The sequence below is a fragment of the Shewanella sp. 30m-14 genome (assembly GCF_052977125.1).
This window is the reverse complement of sequence record NZ_JBRILW010000022.1, coordinates 12,255-27,586: the sequence shown is the minus strand read 5'-3', so window position 1 is coordinate 27,586 and position 15,332 is coordinate 12,255. Positions and strand designations below refer to the sequence as shown.

The window sequence follows — 15,332 nt, the reverse complement described above, 5'->3', positions numbered from 1 at the left end:
GGTGTGATGGTAAAAACAGAAAAAGCGCTAAACAGCGCTTTTTCTAGGTTGTGAGATAAGCAAAAAACTTAGTTTTCTTAGTTTTAAGACTTAGCTTAAACGCTTGCCTGAACGCTTTAAACGCTCTAATTCTCGTTTTGCTTCTTCTTTCGCTTCTTTCTCTGCGAGCATTTTAGCAACTTCAGCTTTCTCGATTTCAGCCATTGCAGGTGTTTCAAGTGATAGTTGGCCTATTCTGCCTGCACGGAAATCATGAAGTAGCACTTCTGAGGCTTTGTGAAGATCGATTCTTCCACCTGGACGCAGTGCACCGCGGTTGCGGCCAATTGCCTCTAATAGCTCAATGTCAGTATCTGGCATCTGCTTGATCTTATAGCGTTCTGCAATCGCTTCAGGATAAGCGGTAAGAAAATACTCTGCAGCAAACATGGCTACATCTTCATATTCCATCGCGGTATCTTTAATCGCGCCAGTTACGGCCAAACGATAGCTACTTTTTTCGTTATCGACTTTAGGCCACAAAATACCCGGTGTGTCAGACAGTACAATACCATTACGTAAGTTAATACGTTGCTGGGTTTTGGTTACCGCAGGCTCGTTACCTGTTTTGGCAATCATTCTGCCAGCAAGTGTGTTGATGATGGTAGATTTACCGACGTTCGGGATCCCCATGATCATGGTGCGAATATCTTTTTCGATTTTGTCGCGACCGGGTACAAATTTACGACATAAATCGGGGATTTTTTTTACTTGTCCAGCCTGCAATGTGGTAATTGCCATTGCTCTTACCCCTTGCTCTTGCTCAAGGTATTCAATCCAAGCCTGAGTTGTCTCTGGATCGGCTAAGTCGGATTTATTCAGTAGTTTGATACATGGCTTATCACCACGCAGCGTTTGCACCATTGGGTTTTCACTACTGTAAGGGATCCTCGCATCAAGCACTTCTATCACCAAATCGACTTGAGGCATAACCTCTTCGATCTCTTTACGTGCTTTGTGCATGTGTCCTGGATACCACTGAATTGCCATGTGTGCGCTCTACTATCAAATTACATAATTAAGAGGATTTTACCTTGTAACGCTTAAGTTTAACAAACAAAAAGCGCCCTAAGGCGCTTATTGGGCTCTTATTGAATGCGAAAGCGGCTAAATAACACCTAATTCACGTAAACGTTCCATCAAATAACTGTCGGCGGTATATTTATCTGACAGCTTTACCTCTGGGTTGGGATGTAAAAATAGCGGTAAAGAAATTCGCGATTTTGTTTTATCCATGCCCTGTGGGTTAATCACTCGATGGCTGGTTGATGGAAAGTAGCCACCCGATGCTTCTTGCAGCATGTCGCCAATGTTAATGATCAAATTGCCAAAGTTGCTTGGCACATCGACCCATTCACCATCTTTGAGCTGTACTTGTAAGCCGGGTTCATTCGCTGCAGGTAGTACTGTGATTAGATTAATATCTTCATGAGCTGCGGCTCGAATCGCGCCAGGTTCCTCATTACCTGACATAGGTGGGTAATGCAGTACTCGCAGCAGTGTTTTTTGGCTATTTTCAATCATCTTTGGTAGTGCGATTGAAAACTTCTGTTTCACTTCGGCAGGAGAATGTCGTTCTATCCATTCTAATAGCTCAGAGGCTAGCGCATTAGCGTTATCGTAATACTTAAGAATATTTTCTTTTAGAGAGTCTGGGATCCGCCCCCAAGGGTAGATATGAAAATATTCTTTGATATCTTTTACGCTGTGACCTTTGGCGGTTTCGGAGATCTCAGCCGGAAAGAATCCATCTTGTGTTTCAGGCTTAAACAGATATGCTTTTTTCTCTTCTGTATTAAAAAATGCGTGCCACTCTTGGTAAATATTCTCCACTAATTCTTTATCAATAGGGTGGTTGGTTAATACCCCAAACCCGGTTTCTCGTAGTGAAGATACAAATTGTTCTGCCGCGTCGTTTGCGCGGTAATCGATTGTTTTTAATGTCATCTTGATTCTTTTTTTTATTAAACCCAATCCGAGTTTAACTAGGGTAAACGGTCGACGCAAACCTAAGTGATGTCGATCACACTGATGATTGTTTAGGCTAACGAATAGTGTCGAATTATACTGGGATAATTGATTAATATTGAGTTAGTTATGGCTTAACACTCTTTGTTCATAATAATTAAAAAATGTTGAATACTTTTCCTGTATAAGCACTGCACAGGCGGCAAGTAACAATTTACGCTGAATGGAAACTTTAAGGATAGAAAAATAGCTCGACTAGGGGGCAAGCCTCTCAATAAACGTTAGAATTAAAGTCATCTTGAAAGCCTTTGTGCGCGTATAGGGTCTAATAACGGGCATGAGGGGAACGTTTAAAGCCAGTTGGACATAAACCTCAGTGATTCATTGAGCGAAAGTCGATAGTTGAGCGGATTAGAGAGTGTAAAATGAGAAAACTAACAGAGTTCGAAAAGCATGTAATTGAAGATAAAGGCACTGAAAGGCCATTTAGTGGTGAATATAATCAACACACAGCTCAAGGGACCTATTGCTGTAAAAGATGTGATGCACCTTTATATCGCTCTGAGAGTAAGTTTAACGCCCACTGTGGTTGGCCTGCTTTTGATGACGAATTAGATGGGGCCGTTAAACGTAATACCGATGCGGATGGAATGCGAGTCGAAATCGTTTGTGCTGAGTGTGATGCTCATTTAGGGCATGTGTTTGAGGGGGAGTTACTCACGCCAAAGAATATCAGGCATTGTGTTAATTCAGTTTCAATGACGTTCAAATCAATCGATAACTCGCCCATAACTAAGCCTGAGTTACAACTTGCTACGTTGGGAGGAGGTTGTTTCTGGTGTATTGAGGCGGTATTTGCAGCCATTAAAGGCGTTAAAACGGTCACTTCTGGTTACGCTGGAGGCGATGGGCATGATGCTAACTATAAAGCGGTTTGTAGCGGTAACACTGCTCATGCTGAAGTTGTACAAATAGAGTTTGATCCAAACGAGGTGAGTTTTGAAAGTTTGCTTGAGGTGTTTTGGGTCAGTCATGATCCCACAAGCTTAAATCAACAAGGCAACGATGTTGGTCCTCAGTATCGTTCGGTGATCTTTATTCATAATGAACTGCAAGCCGAGCTGGCTAATAATATGATTGAAGACTTAACCAGAGTTGCTGCATGGCCAAATCCAATTGTGACTCAAGTGGTCGCTTACACAGGCTTTTTCGCTGCTGAAAATTATCACAACGATTACTTTGAATTACATGGTGAGCAGCCATATTGCCAGATGGTCATAAAACCTAAGGTGGATAAAGTCAAAGCACTGTTTGCAGACAAGCTTAAGTGACTTATACCGGGTTAGAAAATAAAAAAGACAGGCATTGCCTGTCTTTTTCGTTAATCGTCGTCGATAGCTAGCGCTTATGAGTCAAGCTTATCGTCAGCAACTTTATAATGTGGATCTTCAATTAGATTGACTTCAACGAGATCACCGGCCTTCGCGAGTAATTCTTTACAGTCATTGCTTAAATGACGTAAATGTAAACGTTTACCTGCGCTCACATATCGCTCTGCTAACGTATCGATAGCATCTAGGGCTGAGTGATCGCACACGCGCGAGTTTTGGAAATCGACAATCACATCTTGAGGATCCGTTTTAGCGTGGAATAACTCCAAAAATTCTGCCACTGAGCCAAAGAAGAGTGGACCGTTAAGCTTATAGACTTTCCAGCCATTTTGATCTTCGCTCACTTCAACATTAATGTGTTTAGCATGTTCCCAAGCGAACACCAGTGCAGACACGATAACACCCACAAATACAGCGAAAGCTAAATCGGTAAATACGGTGACAATTGTCACTAGAATAATAACAAATGCGTCATGTTTTGGTACTTTGCGCATCACTTTAAAGCTAGCCCATTCAAATGTACCTAGGACCACCATAAACATCACACCGACGAGGGCTGCTAGCGGGATCATTTCGATAAGTGCTGAGCCGAACAAAATGAAAGCAAGTAGAGCCACTGCTGCAGTAATGCCGGATAAGCGCCCACGGCCGCCAGAGTTAATATTGATCATCGATTGGCCAATCATGGCACAACCACCCATGGCACCAAAGAAGCCACTCGTGATGTTACCGACACCTTGACCAATACACTCTTTGTTTCCACGGCCACGAGTGCCTGTCATCTCATCAATAACGGTAAGCGTTAGTAATGATTCGATTAGACCTACAGCAGCAAGAATAAGTGAGTAAGGTAAAATGATGTATAAGGTTTCTAGCGTAAACTCGACAGCTGGAATAGAGAAGGTCGGTAAGCTACCTGCAATCGTTGCGTTGTCATTACCGCTCATTGATTTAAGGAAGTCGAGAACGGTTCGAGTATCTAAATTCAAGAAGGTAACGAGCAATGTTACCGTCAAAATCGCAGCTAGCGAAGAGGGGATCGCTGTCGTGATTTTAGGTAAGAACTGGATAATCGCCATGGTTAGTGCGACTAGGCCTAACATGAGTAATAGTTGGTTTTGCGGTAACCAAGTCATCACACCATTTGCGTCGGGTGTTTGAAATTGACCTAACTGAGCAAGGAAGATAACAATCGCTAAACCGTTCACAAAACCTATCATTACAGGGTAGGGAACGATACGGATAAATTTACCGAGTTTGAAGATACCGGCTGAAACTTGAATAAGGCCTGCAAGTACTACTGCGGCAAATAAGTATTGAACTCCATGTTCAGCAACAAGCGCAACCATCACGACCGCCATGGCGCCAGTGGCGCCAGAGATCATACCTGGGCGGCCACCAATCAATGCAGTGATAAGTCCCATAATAAATGCTGCATACAAACCAACCATTGGCTCAACACCAGCGACGAATGCAAATGCAACAGCTTCAGGAACCAAAGCTAAGGCTACGGTGAGTCCTGATAATAAATCTGCTCTATGACTGGCAGTTTTGTGACGAATAAGATCGAACATTTAACCTCTGTTGGAAAGTTGTTGAAATAGTTAGGGGTATTGGCCGCGAATACTAACAAAATTACCGCAGCTTGAATATAAAAAAGCCATGCATTGCTGCATGGCTTTTTGGCAAACTGATTAACTCAGGTTACGTGCGAACAGTTTCTGAATTAGCACTGTTTGCAGTTCTTGGTTTTGCAGTGTCACCAGAGTCAATAGTTTCATATTGGCGTCCTGTAGGGGTCGCAATATTTTCTCTGCTTTCAACTGTTGGCTTAGTTGTGTCTGACATTACCATAGAACCAAAACGGCTAGCAGCTTTGGCTACAGGCTTAACTTCAACAGTAGCCTCTACAGCAGGCGCTTTTTCAGCAATTGGCGTATCTACCACTGTTTGCTGGGTAGGCTTAATTGCAGCAGGCTTAGCCATAGGGGCTGACGCGCCTAGTTTAGCTTCAGCTTTCGGTTCAACAGCTGTTGTGACCACTGGCGCTTGGGCTTTAACTTCAGGAGCAGCTTCAACCACTGGCGCTTCAGTTTTAACTTCAACAGGAGCTTCAACCGGCGCTGTAACTACTGGCGCTTCAGTTTTAACTTCAACAGGAGCTTCAACCGGCGCTGTAACCACTGGCGCTTGGGCTTTATCTTCAGCAGGCGCTTCAACTGGTGCCGTGACCACAGGTGCTTGAGCTTTAACTTCAGTAGGCGCTGTAACCACTGGCGCTTGGGCTTTAACTTCAGTAGGTGCTGCAACTGGTGCTGTAACCACAGGAGCTTCAACTTGTATTGGCTCTATTGTTGTCTCTTCAACCACTATAACCGGTGCTTGAGTCGTTGCTGCTGCGTTTTCAACATCGTTAGGAACGAAAACAGGAACAGATGAACCATCTTCATTATGCTGAGAATCTTCGTCACGACGACGACGCTGTCCCGCTGCACGTAAGTGACGTGGGCTACGACGACTTCTACGCTGACCTTCACGAGGCTCACGACCATTTTCTTCTGCAGAGTGAGTCTCATCAGTCATTTCAACTTTTGATTCGACAGCTTCTACTTGTGTGTCAGTTTTAACTTCGACAGCTGTTGATGTTTCAACCTGAGTCTCTACCGCTACAGGGGCTTCAACGTTTGTTATCGCATCTGTTTGTTCAGCTGTGTCAACAGTTTCAACTTTTGCTTTTGGCTTACGTGGCTGACGCTTTGGACGCGCAGGCTTATCATCATTTGATGTTTTAGCTTGCACTGGCGCTTCAGTTAACGCGACCTCTACTTTAGTTTCTTCTTGTTGCTCGTTGTTTACACGTACTTTACGACGCATGTTACGACGCTGGCGACGTTCACGTGCAGCTTCTTGCTTAGGCTGCTCGATAGCTGGAGCTTCAACTTTCGTCTCTTTGCGCGGCTTGTCGTTACGAGGTTGACGTTTGGTTGTCTCTTCAGATGTTGAACGCGTGTCAGAATTTTCATTACGACTGTTTTTCGTTCTCTTATCTTTAGATGGCTCAGCATCATTACGATTGTCGCTGCGATTGTCGTTACGGTTACGGCGAGGATCGTTACGACGATTGCTATTACGGCGATTATTATTACGGCCTTGATTACGGCTGTCTTTATCTTGCTTCTTAGGCTCAGTCTTTGGCTCTTCTTTAGCGCCAAATAGTGAGCTAATAGCAGCGGCAATCTTAGCGAAGAAACCAGGTGCTTCTTCTTTCTTAGGTGCTGCCACAGGCTTAGTTTCTTCTACTTCAATTTTCTTTGGTGTAGAGAAACCTTTTAATGCTGGTTGAGGCGCCGCAGCTCGTTCAAGTTTACGAGGCTCGTATAGCTTAGCTTCTTCTTTTTCAAGTAGCTTGTAGCTAGATTCGCTGATCTCGTCATCTTTACGATGGCGAACTACGCGGTAATCAGGGGTTGTCATGTTTGGATCTGGAATGACATACACTTCAACGTTATGGCGCTTTTCGGTAATACGGATCGCTTTACGCTTTTCGTTCAATAGGAACGCTGCAACATCAACTGGAACAACCGCTTCAATTTGCGATGTGTTCTCTTTAATTGCTTCTTCTTCCATTAGACGAAGAATTGATAGCGCTAAAGATTCTGTACCACGGATAGTACCTTGTCCATGACAGCGTGGACATAGGTGCGCTGCAGACTCTTCTAATGAAGGACGCAGACGTTGACGTGACATTTCCATTAAACCAAAACGTGAAATTCGGCCTAACTGTACACGTGCTCTATCGTGATGTACCGCATCTTGCATACGCTTTTCAACTTCACGTTGATGACGTACTGGTGTCATATCGATGAAGTCGATAACAACTAAACCACCTAAGTCACGTAGACGTAATTGACGTGCAATTTCATCAGCCGCTTCTAAGTTAGTATTAAGTGCTGTCTCTTCGATGTCGCCGCCTTTAGTTGCGCGAGCAGAGTTAATATCGATAGAGGTTAGAGCCTCTGTTGGGTCGATAACAATCGAACCACCAGATGGTAGACGTACTTCACGTTGGAATGCAGACTCGATTTGAGTTTCAATCTGGTAATGCGTAAACAGTGGAACTTCAGCATCGTAACGCTTAATACGCTCTACAAAGTCAGGGCGAACAAGAGATACGTGCTCTTTTGCCTGCTCATAAATACGCGGGTGGTCGATCAAGATTTCGCCAACATCACGGCGTAAGTAGTCACGGATCGCGCGAACGATAACGTTACTTTCTTGATGGATTAAGAACGGTGCTGGCGCACTCTCTGCAGCTTCTTTGATTGCCGCCCAGTGGTGCTGAAGTACTTTTAAGTCCCACTTTAGTTCAGCTGGATCTTTGCCTACACCAGCGGTGCGTACAATTAGACCCATGCCTTGTGGTACTTCAAGCTCTGCTAGTGCAGCTTTAAGCTCGGTACGCTCATCACCTTCGATACGACGTGAAATACCGCCAGCACGAGGGTTGTTTGGCATTAATACAAGGTAAGAACCTGCAAGACTGATAAAGGTAGTCAGTGCGGCGCCTTTATTGCCGCGCTCTTCTTTATCAATTTGAATGATGACTTCCTGACCTTCTTTAACCACTTCCTTAATGTTAGGACGGCCTTGGAAAGAATAACCTTTAGGAAAGTATTCACGAGCAATTTCTTTAAGGGGTAAGAAGCCATGACGGTCAGCACCATAATCAACGAAAGCCGCTTCAAGAGACGGTTCTACTCGTGTGATTGTGCCTTTGTAAATATTGGCTTTCTTTTGTTCATGACCTGGGCTTTCAATATCCAAATCATACAGTTGTTGCCCATCAACAAGGGCAACGCGCAACTCTTCAGATTGAGTCGCATTGATTAACATCCGTTTCATGATGACGTAATTCTTCTTTAATAAAGGTCATCAAACGATACTTATTTCACTGCATTACGGGCCTAGGATTATAAAACAAAACCTCACGGTCAGTCTCTAGGCAAGGTGCGCATTGCTGTTAGACGCATTCTCTGCGTGTCGCATCCTATTTATGGCTTATTTTTTTATGTTTATAAAAAACAAGGAATTCGTTGTTAAATGTCAACCAACCCCATAAATTCTTAAAATACTTTCCAGTAATGCCAATTCGAAATGGTAGCGTCTGACGACGAGTTAAAATTATTCTTCGAAATTGGAGCGTTTCCAGTTGAGAAACCAGTCGTAAGTTGGGTTTTCGTTTTAATTTAGTCGTGAAGGCGCATGTACTGGCCTTTTGATTGATACAACGACCCGTAAATCAATGATTTACTATCAAACCGTAAACATTTTTAGTCTCATTCTGTAACGTAACACTAGGCTGATTGGTGGATACTTTATCCACGGGTTATCACCGTTAGCGGGGGAAATATAGCAATAATAGATAAAATCAGCAAATGGAAAGGCACAATTCTTTTGAGTTGTTGTACAATGTGCCGTAACGAAATACATAACGGCGCAGCATGAATACTCCATCTCAAAAAGCACAAGTTCAATTGGTTACTATTGATGAAGACCACGTTGGACAACGTATCGATAATTTTCTTCTGACAAAACTCAAGGGTGTACCTAAAAGTATGATCTACAGGATCGTGCGTAAAGGTGAAGTGCGAGTTAATAAAAAGCGTATTAAGCCTGAGTATAAATTAGCCGATGGTGACATTGTCCGTATTCCTCCTGTCAGAGTGTCTGAAAGTGATAGCAAACCAGGTCCTTCGGCTAAGCTGACTAAAGTGTCTCAGCTTGAAGAACGGATCCTTTTTGAAGATAAGTATCTCATTGTCCTCAACAAGCCGTCAGGTATTGCTGTTCACGGTGGTAGTGGCGTTGAGTTTGGTGTGATTGAAGCGATGCGCTCTTTACGTACTCAGCAAAAGTTTCTAGAGTTGGTTCACCGCCTAGATAAAGAAACTTCTGGTGTGTTACTGATCGCTAAGAAACGAAGTGCTTTAAGACATCTTCATGATCAACTGAGATATAAGAAGATGCAAAAAGACTATGTAGCGCTTGTGAGAGGCGAGTGGCAGAGCCACGACAAAGTCATTAAAGCACCATTACTTAAGTTAACGCTTAAATCAGGTGAACGAATTGTTCGCGTGAATAAAGAGGGTAAAGAGTCTGAAACTCGCTTTAAGGTTTTGCAGCGTTATAGCGATTCAACGTTAGTGCAAGCCAGTCCTGTTACTGGGCGAACCCACCAGATCCGTGTTCATTGCCAGTTCGCAGGACACCCGATTGCATGCGATGAAAAGTACAGTGAACAAAAGTTTGATGACTCAATGCGGGCACAAGGCTTAAACAGGTTGTTCTTACATGCGGCTCAACTTAAGTTTACTCATCCAGAAACTGAAGAAGTGATGCAAGTTAAAGCCCCACTAGATCTAATACTCGAATCAACCTTAAAGAAGTTAAAGAAAGTATGAAGCCCTACGAATTAGTCATCTTTGATTGGGATGGAACCTTAATGGACTCCATCAGTAAAATTGTTACCTGCATGCAGCAGATGGCCATGTCGTTATCTATGGTTAGCCCGTCAGAGTTAGCGATACGAGATGTGATTGGTCTGTCTATGGATGAAGCGCTCAAAACGCTATATCCGATGATGCCTGTAGCAGATTTCGAACCCATGATTAATTCGTATAAAGAGCACTACTTAACACTTAATTCTACGCCGAGTCCGATGTTTGATGGCAGTGAACTGTTATTGAATGAGTTGAGCGCAAGGGATTATCGCCTTGCTGTCGCAACAGGAAAAGGCCGTAATGGGTTAAACCGTGTATTAAATGAAACAGGGTTGGCGCGCCACTTTGAATCAAGTCGCTGCGCCGATGAATCAAAGAGTAAGCCCAACCCTGATATGATCCACGAGTTACTAGAAGAGCTTAAGGTTAAGCCTGAGCGTGCTATTATGGTCGGCGATTCACTGCATGATCTTAATATGGCCAATAATGCCGGGGTTGATGCAATTGGCGTGAGTTATGGTGCACATAGTGAGTCAAAATTGCTGCTTGCCAAACCTAAAGCCATTATCCATAAGCCGATAGATTTACTCGGTGTACTGGCGTAATTTTATTTAGTCACTCTCTTATACTTAATGGTATTCCAATCTGAGTGAGAGGGGGCTTCAGTCTTACTCAAGCGATTCTGGTTAAGATAACGCTAGCTCAGATAATGTTGACTAAGACGCACGACTAAACTGTGTTTAAAACATGCCAATAAGTGCTTTGCAATTTGCAATTGCTGCATTTGACCGTTAAACCCGAATCGCTCTGGTTTGTTTATGTTTAAACATCTCATTATCGGCACAGCTAATAAGCGAAGATAATTCAACCGAAGTATCATCGACTAGATGAAGCCCAATGCTGGCACTAATCTTGATTGGCGCTCCATTGATCGTAATATGGGTGCAGAGTGCTCGCTCAAGTTGCTTTCTGAGCCTATATAGTAAGCTTTGGTAGCCAAAAGGATGTTGTTTACATTCTAAGGTGGTGATTAGAAGAAACTCATCACCACCAATACGGGCCACAGCATCACCTTGTATGCTAGTTTCAGTCAAAATATTCGCGACCGCTTTTAACACCTGATCACCTATTTGGTGGCCATACTTATCATTAATTGACTTGAATTCATCAATATCTAAGTATGCAATCGCCAGTTTCCTACCATTGCGTCGGCCTACCTCTATGAGTTTTTCAAAAAGTTGGAATAATGCGCGCCTGTTAGCTAAGCCGGTAAGGTAGTCGTGATTGGCCAGATATTCGACTTTATTTTTTGCGTGCTCAAGCTCGGTAATATTGTGAGCTGACACTATGGAGCCTCTAATTTTTCCTGCCGAATTAAAGTAGGGGTTATGATGCACGTTGAGAAATAATGGGCTTTCAATATTGGGCGGGTGAACCCAAATTTGAGTTTTGATTTGCTCACCTTTATAGCATCGGTCCAGTAATGGTTTTATCTGATGTTCAAACGTTTCCAGGCCGTGAAGTTCTATAACGGATTTGCCAATGATCTGATCTTGGGGGAGGTTAAATAATGTCTCATAACCTTTGGAAACGACGCGGTAAATGTAATCAGTATCGACAAATGACATATATTGTTCAGACGAAGCTATCATCTGTTGACGCTGCTCTAGTTTTTTGGTGACAAGATATCGATGGTATTCAACACCAATTCGTTGTGCCAGTAGCCTAAAAAAGGCCATGGATTTGCTGTTTTCAGTTTGGGGATGGGGATCTAACACGAAAATGTGACCGAGTACTTCACCCGCTTCACTTATTATTTTTTCTGCTTGGTAACTATTTGCCCCCAAGGTTTTGATGATATGAAAATCTGGAAACCGTTTTTGTAGATCACGACTAAAGGTAAAATGGAGTTTTTCTTTTTCTATATATACCCGTTCACAGGGGGAACCTTTTAGTTCAAATTCAAACCGAGGTAAACTTTTTTGTTGGTCACAAAATGCTATGACCTCACCGAAGCCTGCCCGCTTTGATGGACGAGCAAAGCCCGCCCAACGACAATGTGTCACAAGCGTTAAGGCGCCTAATGCACGAGTAAAGAAGCGCTCATCGGTACAAGGTGCTGCAAGTAAAGCTAGCGCTTCTTCAATGTTGGTCATAATCCTTGCTCAAAAGTTATGCCGTCTGTACTCTATAAAGCCTTAATTAACTGCCTGTTTGTTGTAGATTTCTATTGTTCTACGTAGATTAAATGACGACATCTATTCCAATTAGTAGCTAAATTTTAGTAGAGGTATTATTAATCTGCTTTATATTTTCAGCCCCTAATGGAGCTGTTGTTAGTATCGTGCGGGGAATTAAAGTACGTCCACACCCTGTAAATGAAGCAAGTCTATTAGTGAAATTAATGGTAATCCAATAAGTGTGTTTGGGTCCTTTCCTTCTAATCTCTCAAATAATGAGATCCCAAGCCCTTCACTTTTAAAGCTGCCAGCACAGTAGAAAGGTTGTTCCATATCGACATAACGACAGATCTGCTGATGATTCAGAGTCCGAAAGTGGACAATAAAGGGCTCAACGATCGCTTCCACATGCGAATTCTTACCATTATGTACAGCAAGGCCTGTATAGAAGGTAATTGCTTGCCCGCTAGCAGCTGTTAGTTGTTCAATCGCTTTTTCACGAGTTAATGGTTTACCAATAATTTGTCCATCGATCACGGCGACTTGATCTGAACCTATCACTATACTATTGGGATTGCGCTGTACACCTGCAGCGGCTTTGAGTTTTGCTAAGCGCAAAACTAAATCGGTTGGTGACTCATTATCTAACGCCGTTTCGTCAACTTCAGGAGAGCAACAGCTAAATTCCAATGCAAGTTTTTGCAGAAGTTGTTGGCGAAAAGGTGAGGTTGAAGCAAGAACAATTGAAGCTGACATAGACTTAAGCCTTGAAGTGTTTATCGCGATATTATGATAGGCGCGTTTGAATGGATGATTATACGAATTATTTTACTTGAATAAATACGCAAATTGACACTGAAATTCACGATCATAGGGTGATTAATATTAGGTGTAGGTGGTAAGGGGGGAAACACATTCTTGTTCTTTGCGCTTAATGGTTTCGTTACGCTTTATAAGTTGATGTACCCACAAACAGTTGGCGGCATAGGCGAAAGTAGTCATCGCTATCATGTACCAAAGCACCCTCCCGTAAACCCTTGAGCATAAGAAAATTGAGAAGGGGTAGTATACTTACACTAAAATTTGAAGTTACGAGCGTTAAAGGTGGCATCTTACTCGCGCTAACGCTGTAGTATTATCAGCCCAATGAGCATGATTATTGGTTTTGATGGCTAGATTATTAATAATATTACGTTATTCAGAGACTTGAATTTTATGTTTATCAATGCGGTTTATTGGCCCGTAATGAGAGAGAATAGAGGCAATCGGTTGCAGTTTATGGTCATCTTTATTAAGAGCGTCACAAAAAAAGATTAACGCGATGGAATTACGAACACTTAAACGCATTTATAGATGAAATATAATGTCATGCTTGCTGTGTTTCTTGTACAATGCGGTTACCTAACAACTCACTTAGCTGAATCAAACGGCTGTTCATCACCTAGAATGTATAAGGGTGTTGACTTCTGTAAAAATTCACCTAAAATGCGCGCCTTATGCAAACAGTAAAGATACCGGTTTCAATTGATCCCGTTCGCGCTGCCAGTAGCCAACTTTCCTATGAAGGCTTGGTGCCTGGTAAGCAGTTAAAGCGATTAAATGAATTATGTGCCGGCGACTGTTCTGATGTGGCAGTGTCGCTTGAATGTGGCGTCGATATACAGGGGATAGTCTACCTTAACGGGAAGGCTGTGACGGAGCTCACTCTGGATTGTCAACGTTGTATGACACTATTTACCACTGAGGTTACGGTCGAGTTTAGTTTTGGTCTTTGTAAGACTGAAGCCGAAATCGATGAGCTCCCGGATGCGTATGAGCCTATTGAGTGCAATGAAATTGGCGAAATTCGTCTGCATCAATTGATCGAAGATGAATTGATAGTTGCTATGCCCTTGATTGCCATGCATGAGAATGAAGATTGTCATCTTGGTAAACAAGATATAGTAGTAGGCGAGATCGAACCCGCTCAAGAGGAGCGTCCAAATCCGTTTGCAGTGTTAGAAAAACTGAAGAGCAAGTAATCTAGGAGACAGGGCCAATGGCTGTACAACAGAATAAAAAATCTCGTTCTAAGCGCGGAATGCGTCGTTCACACGATTCTTTGGGCACAGCTCAATTATCAGTGGATGCAACGAGTGGTGAACTTCACCGTCGTCACAACGTGACTGCGGACGGTTTCTACCGTGGTCAAAAGGTTATCAACAAGTAATTTGTTGAGACCCTGATGACAAATCTGACGCTTGCGTTAGATGCGATGGGGGGCGACTTTGGTCCCCGCATCACAGTGCCTGCAACTTTGCAGGCACTTCGCTTAAACCCCCTCCTAAAAATCGTACTCGTTGGCGACAAGTCGCAAATAGACGAACATTTAGTGTCTGCCGAACCGGCAATAAAAAATCGCATCGAAATTAAACATACAACTGAAGTCGTTGCTATGTCAGATCGTCCTGTTCATGCCCTAAGAAACCGCAAACAAAGCTCAATGCGTTTAGCAATCGAGTTAGTACGTGACGGTAAGGCACAAGCGTGCCTGAGCGCTGGCAATACAGGAGCGTTAATGGCGATGTCAAAAGTCTTGCTTAAGACTTTGCCTGGTATCGACCGCCCAGCACTTGTTAGCTGTCTACCTGCGGTAAATAATACTCCCGTTTATTTACTAGACTTAGGTGCAAATGTATCGTGCGATTCTGAAACCTTATTTCAATTTGCGGTGATGGGCTCGGTGCTTAGTGAAACAGTTGATAAAACCGTCTCACCTAAAGTCGCGTTACTCAATGTGGGTATCGAAGAAATTAAAGGTAATGATCAAGTCCAACAGGCTGGTCAGTTGCTGCAACAAATTCCTCAAATAAACTATACCGGTTTTATTGAGGGCGATGAGATTTACTCTGGTAATGTAGACGTGATCGTTTGTGATGGTTTTGTAGGTAATATCACTTTGAAAACCTCAGAGGGTATTGCTCGTTTACTGGTCCATCAGCTTAAAAAAGCGCTAGGACAAGGTTTTTTTGTCCGACTTTTGGCTAAAATCATCGCTCCACGTATACGTTCTTTGTTAAATCAGATGAACCCCGACCACTATAATGGCGCAAGTCTGATAGGATTGCGCGGAATTGTAGTAAAAAGTCATGGGTGCGCAGATGAAGCTGCTTTTTTACAAGCAATTACTTTGGCAGTAACCGAAGCGCAACGTCGACTCCCGCAGATGATTGAAGATCGTCTGGAGTCGATTCTTTTAGACATTAATAGCTGAT

Annotated in this window: 12 protein-coding genes; 6 read left to right on the top strand and 6 right to left on the bottom strand. The window is 43.0% G+C overall.

Going from position 1 to position 15,332, the window contains the following annotated elements; all coding sequences use genetic code 11:
- Positions 1 to 90: 90 nt before the first annotated feature.
- A complete protein-coding gene (ylqF, locus tag ACVBIU_RS15565; RefSeq protein ID WP_447159964.1) occupies positions 91 to 1,029 on the bottom strand; it encodes a ribosome biogenesis GTPase YlqF in 939 nt (312 codons plus the stop codon).
- A gap of 117 nt (positions 1,030 to 1,146) precedes the next feature.
- On the bottom strand, positions 1,147 to 1,986 hold the full coding sequence (locus ACVBIU_RS15560; protein WP_447164230.1) for an isopenicillin N synthase family dioxygenase: 840 nt from the start codon (positions 1,984 to 1,986) through the stop codon (positions 1,147 to 1,149).
- Positions 1,987 to 2,432: 446 nt separating this feature from the next.
- On the opposite strand from ACVBIU_RS15560, the gene ACVBIU_RS15555 reads away from it, so the two are divergent.
- Positions 2,433 to 3,338, top strand: coding sequence for a bifunctional methionine sulfoxide reductase B/A protein (locus ACVBIU_RS15555; RefSeq protein WP_447164231.1), 906 nt, complete (start codon positions 2,433 to 2,435; stop codon positions 3,336 to 3,338).
- Between the two features lie 74 nt (positions 3,339 to 3,412).
- On the opposite strand, the gene ACVBIU_RS15550 is transcribed toward ACVBIU_RS15555, so the two are convergent.
- Positions 3,413 to 4,972, bottom strand: coding sequence for a SulP family inorganic anion transporter (locus ACVBIU_RS15550; protein WP_447164232.1), 1,560 nt, complete (start codon positions 4,970 to 4,972; stop codon positions 3,413 to 3,415).
- Positions 4,973 to 5,102: 130 nt separating this feature from the next.
- Positions 5,103 to 8,300: a ribonuclease E gene (gene rne / locus ACVBIU_RS15545; protein ID WP_447164233.1), complete on the bottom strand. Its 3,198-nt coding sequence runs from the start codon at positions 8,298 to 8,300 to the stop codon at positions 5,103 to 5,105.
- A gap of 599 nt (positions 8,301 to 8,899) precedes the next feature.
- On the opposite strand from rne, the gene rluC reads away from it, so the two are divergent.
- Positions 8,900 to 9,859, top strand: a complete 960-nt coding sequence (gene rluC / locus ACVBIU_RS15540) for a 23S rRNA pseudouridine(955/2504/2580) synthase RluC (protein WP_447159959.1) — start codon at positions 8,900 to 8,902, stop codon at positions 9,857 to 9,859.
- On the top strand, positions 9,856 to 10,503 hold the full coding sequence (locus tag ACVBIU_RS15535; RefSeq protein ID WP_447159958.1) for an HAD-IA family hydrolase: 648 nt from the start codon (positions 9,856 to 9,858) through the stop codon (positions 10,501 to 10,503). The genes rluC and ACVBIU_RS15535 overlap by 4 nt, the downstream gene beginning before the upstream one ends.
- Before the next feature lie 186 nt (positions 10,504 to 10,689).
- On the opposite strand, the gene ACVBIU_RS15530 is transcribed toward ACVBIU_RS15535, so the two are convergent.
- Entirely contained in the window at positions 10,690 to 12,054 is a 1,365-nt protein-coding gene (locus tag ACVBIU_RS15530) for a diguanylate cyclase (RefSeq protein ID WP_447164234.1), read from the bottom strand.
- Positions 12,055 to 12,252: 198 nt separating this feature from the next.
- Positions 12,253 to 12,834 (bottom strand): Maf family protein, encoded by a 582-nt coding sequence (locus ACVBIU_RS15525; RefSeq protein WP_447159956.1) that lies wholly within the window; start codon positions 12,832 to 12,834, stop codon positions 12,253 to 12,255.
- A gap of 740 nt (positions 12,835 to 13,574) precedes the next feature.
- Between ACVBIU_RS15525 and yceD the strand changes: the two genes are divergently transcribed.
- The 3 genes from yceD to plsX are packed head-to-tail and all read left to right on the top strand — an operon-like array spanning position 13,575 to position 15,331.
- On the top strand, positions 13,575 to 14,099 hold the full coding sequence (yceD, locus tag ACVBIU_RS15520; RefSeq protein WP_447159955.1) for a 23S rRNA accumulation protein YceD: 525 nt from the start codon (positions 13,575 to 13,577) through the stop codon (positions 14,097 to 14,099).
- Positions 14,100 to 14,116: 17 nt separating this feature from the next.
- A complete protein-coding gene (gene rpmF, locus ACVBIU_RS15515; RefSeq protein ID WP_012276873.1) occupies positions 14,117 to 14,287 on the top strand; it encodes a 50S ribosomal protein L32 in 171 nt (56 codons plus the stop codon).
- A gap of 15 nt (positions 14,288 to 14,302) precedes the next feature.
- Positions 14,303 to 15,331, top strand: coding sequence for a phosphate acyltransferase PlsX (gene plsX, locus ACVBIU_RS15510; RefSeq protein WP_447159954.1), 1,029 nt, complete (start codon positions 14,303 to 14,305; stop codon positions 15,329 to 15,331).
- The last annotated feature ends 1 nt before the right edge of the window (position 15,332 follow it).

Coding starts and splice junctions, on each gene's coding strand:
- ACVBIU_RS15555 (WP_447164231.1), top strand. CDS start 2,433: ATGAGAAAACTAACAGAGTTCGAAAAGCATGTAATTGAAGATAAAGGC.
- ACVBIU_RS15535 (WP_447159958.1), top strand. CDS start 9,856: ATGAAGCCCTACGAATTAGTCATCTTTGATTGGGATGGAACCTTAATG.
- rluC (WP_447159959.1), top strand. CDS start 8,900: ATGAATACTCCATCTCAAAAAGCACAAGTTCAATTGGTTACTATTGAT.
- rpmF (WP_012276873.1), top strand. CDS start 14,117: ATGGCTGTACAACAGAATAAAAAATCTCGTTCTAAGCGCGGAATGCGT.
- ACVBIU_RS15550 (WP_447164232.1), bottom strand. CDS start 4,972: ATGTTCGATCTTATTCGTCACAAAACTGCCAGTCATAGAGCAGATTTA.
- rne (WP_447164233.1), bottom strand. CDS start 8,300: ATGAAACGGATGTTAATCAATGCGACTCAATCTGAAGAGTTGCGCGTT.
- yceD (WP_447159955.1), top strand. CDS start 13,575: ATGCAAACAGTAAAGATACCGGTTTCAATTGATCCCGTTCGCGCTGCC.
- plsX (WP_447159954.1), top strand. CDS start 14,303: ATGACAAATCTGACGCTTGCGTTAGATGCGATGGGGGGCGACTTTGGT.
- ACVBIU_RS15560 (WP_447164230.1), bottom strand. CDS start 1,986: ATGACATTAAAAACAATCGATTACCGCGCAAACGACGCGGCAGAACAA.
- ACVBIU_RS15525 (WP_447159956.1), bottom strand. CDS start 12,834: ATGTCAGCTTCAATTGTTCTTGCTTCAACCTCACCTTTTCGCCAACAA.
- ACVBIU_RS15530 (WP_447164234.1), bottom strand. CDS start 12,054: ATGACCAACATTGAAGAAGCGCTAGCTTTACTTGCAGCACCTTGTACC.
- ylqF (WP_447159964.1), bottom strand. CDS start 1,029: ATGGCAATTCAGTGGTATCCAGGACACATGCACAAAGCACGTAAAGAG.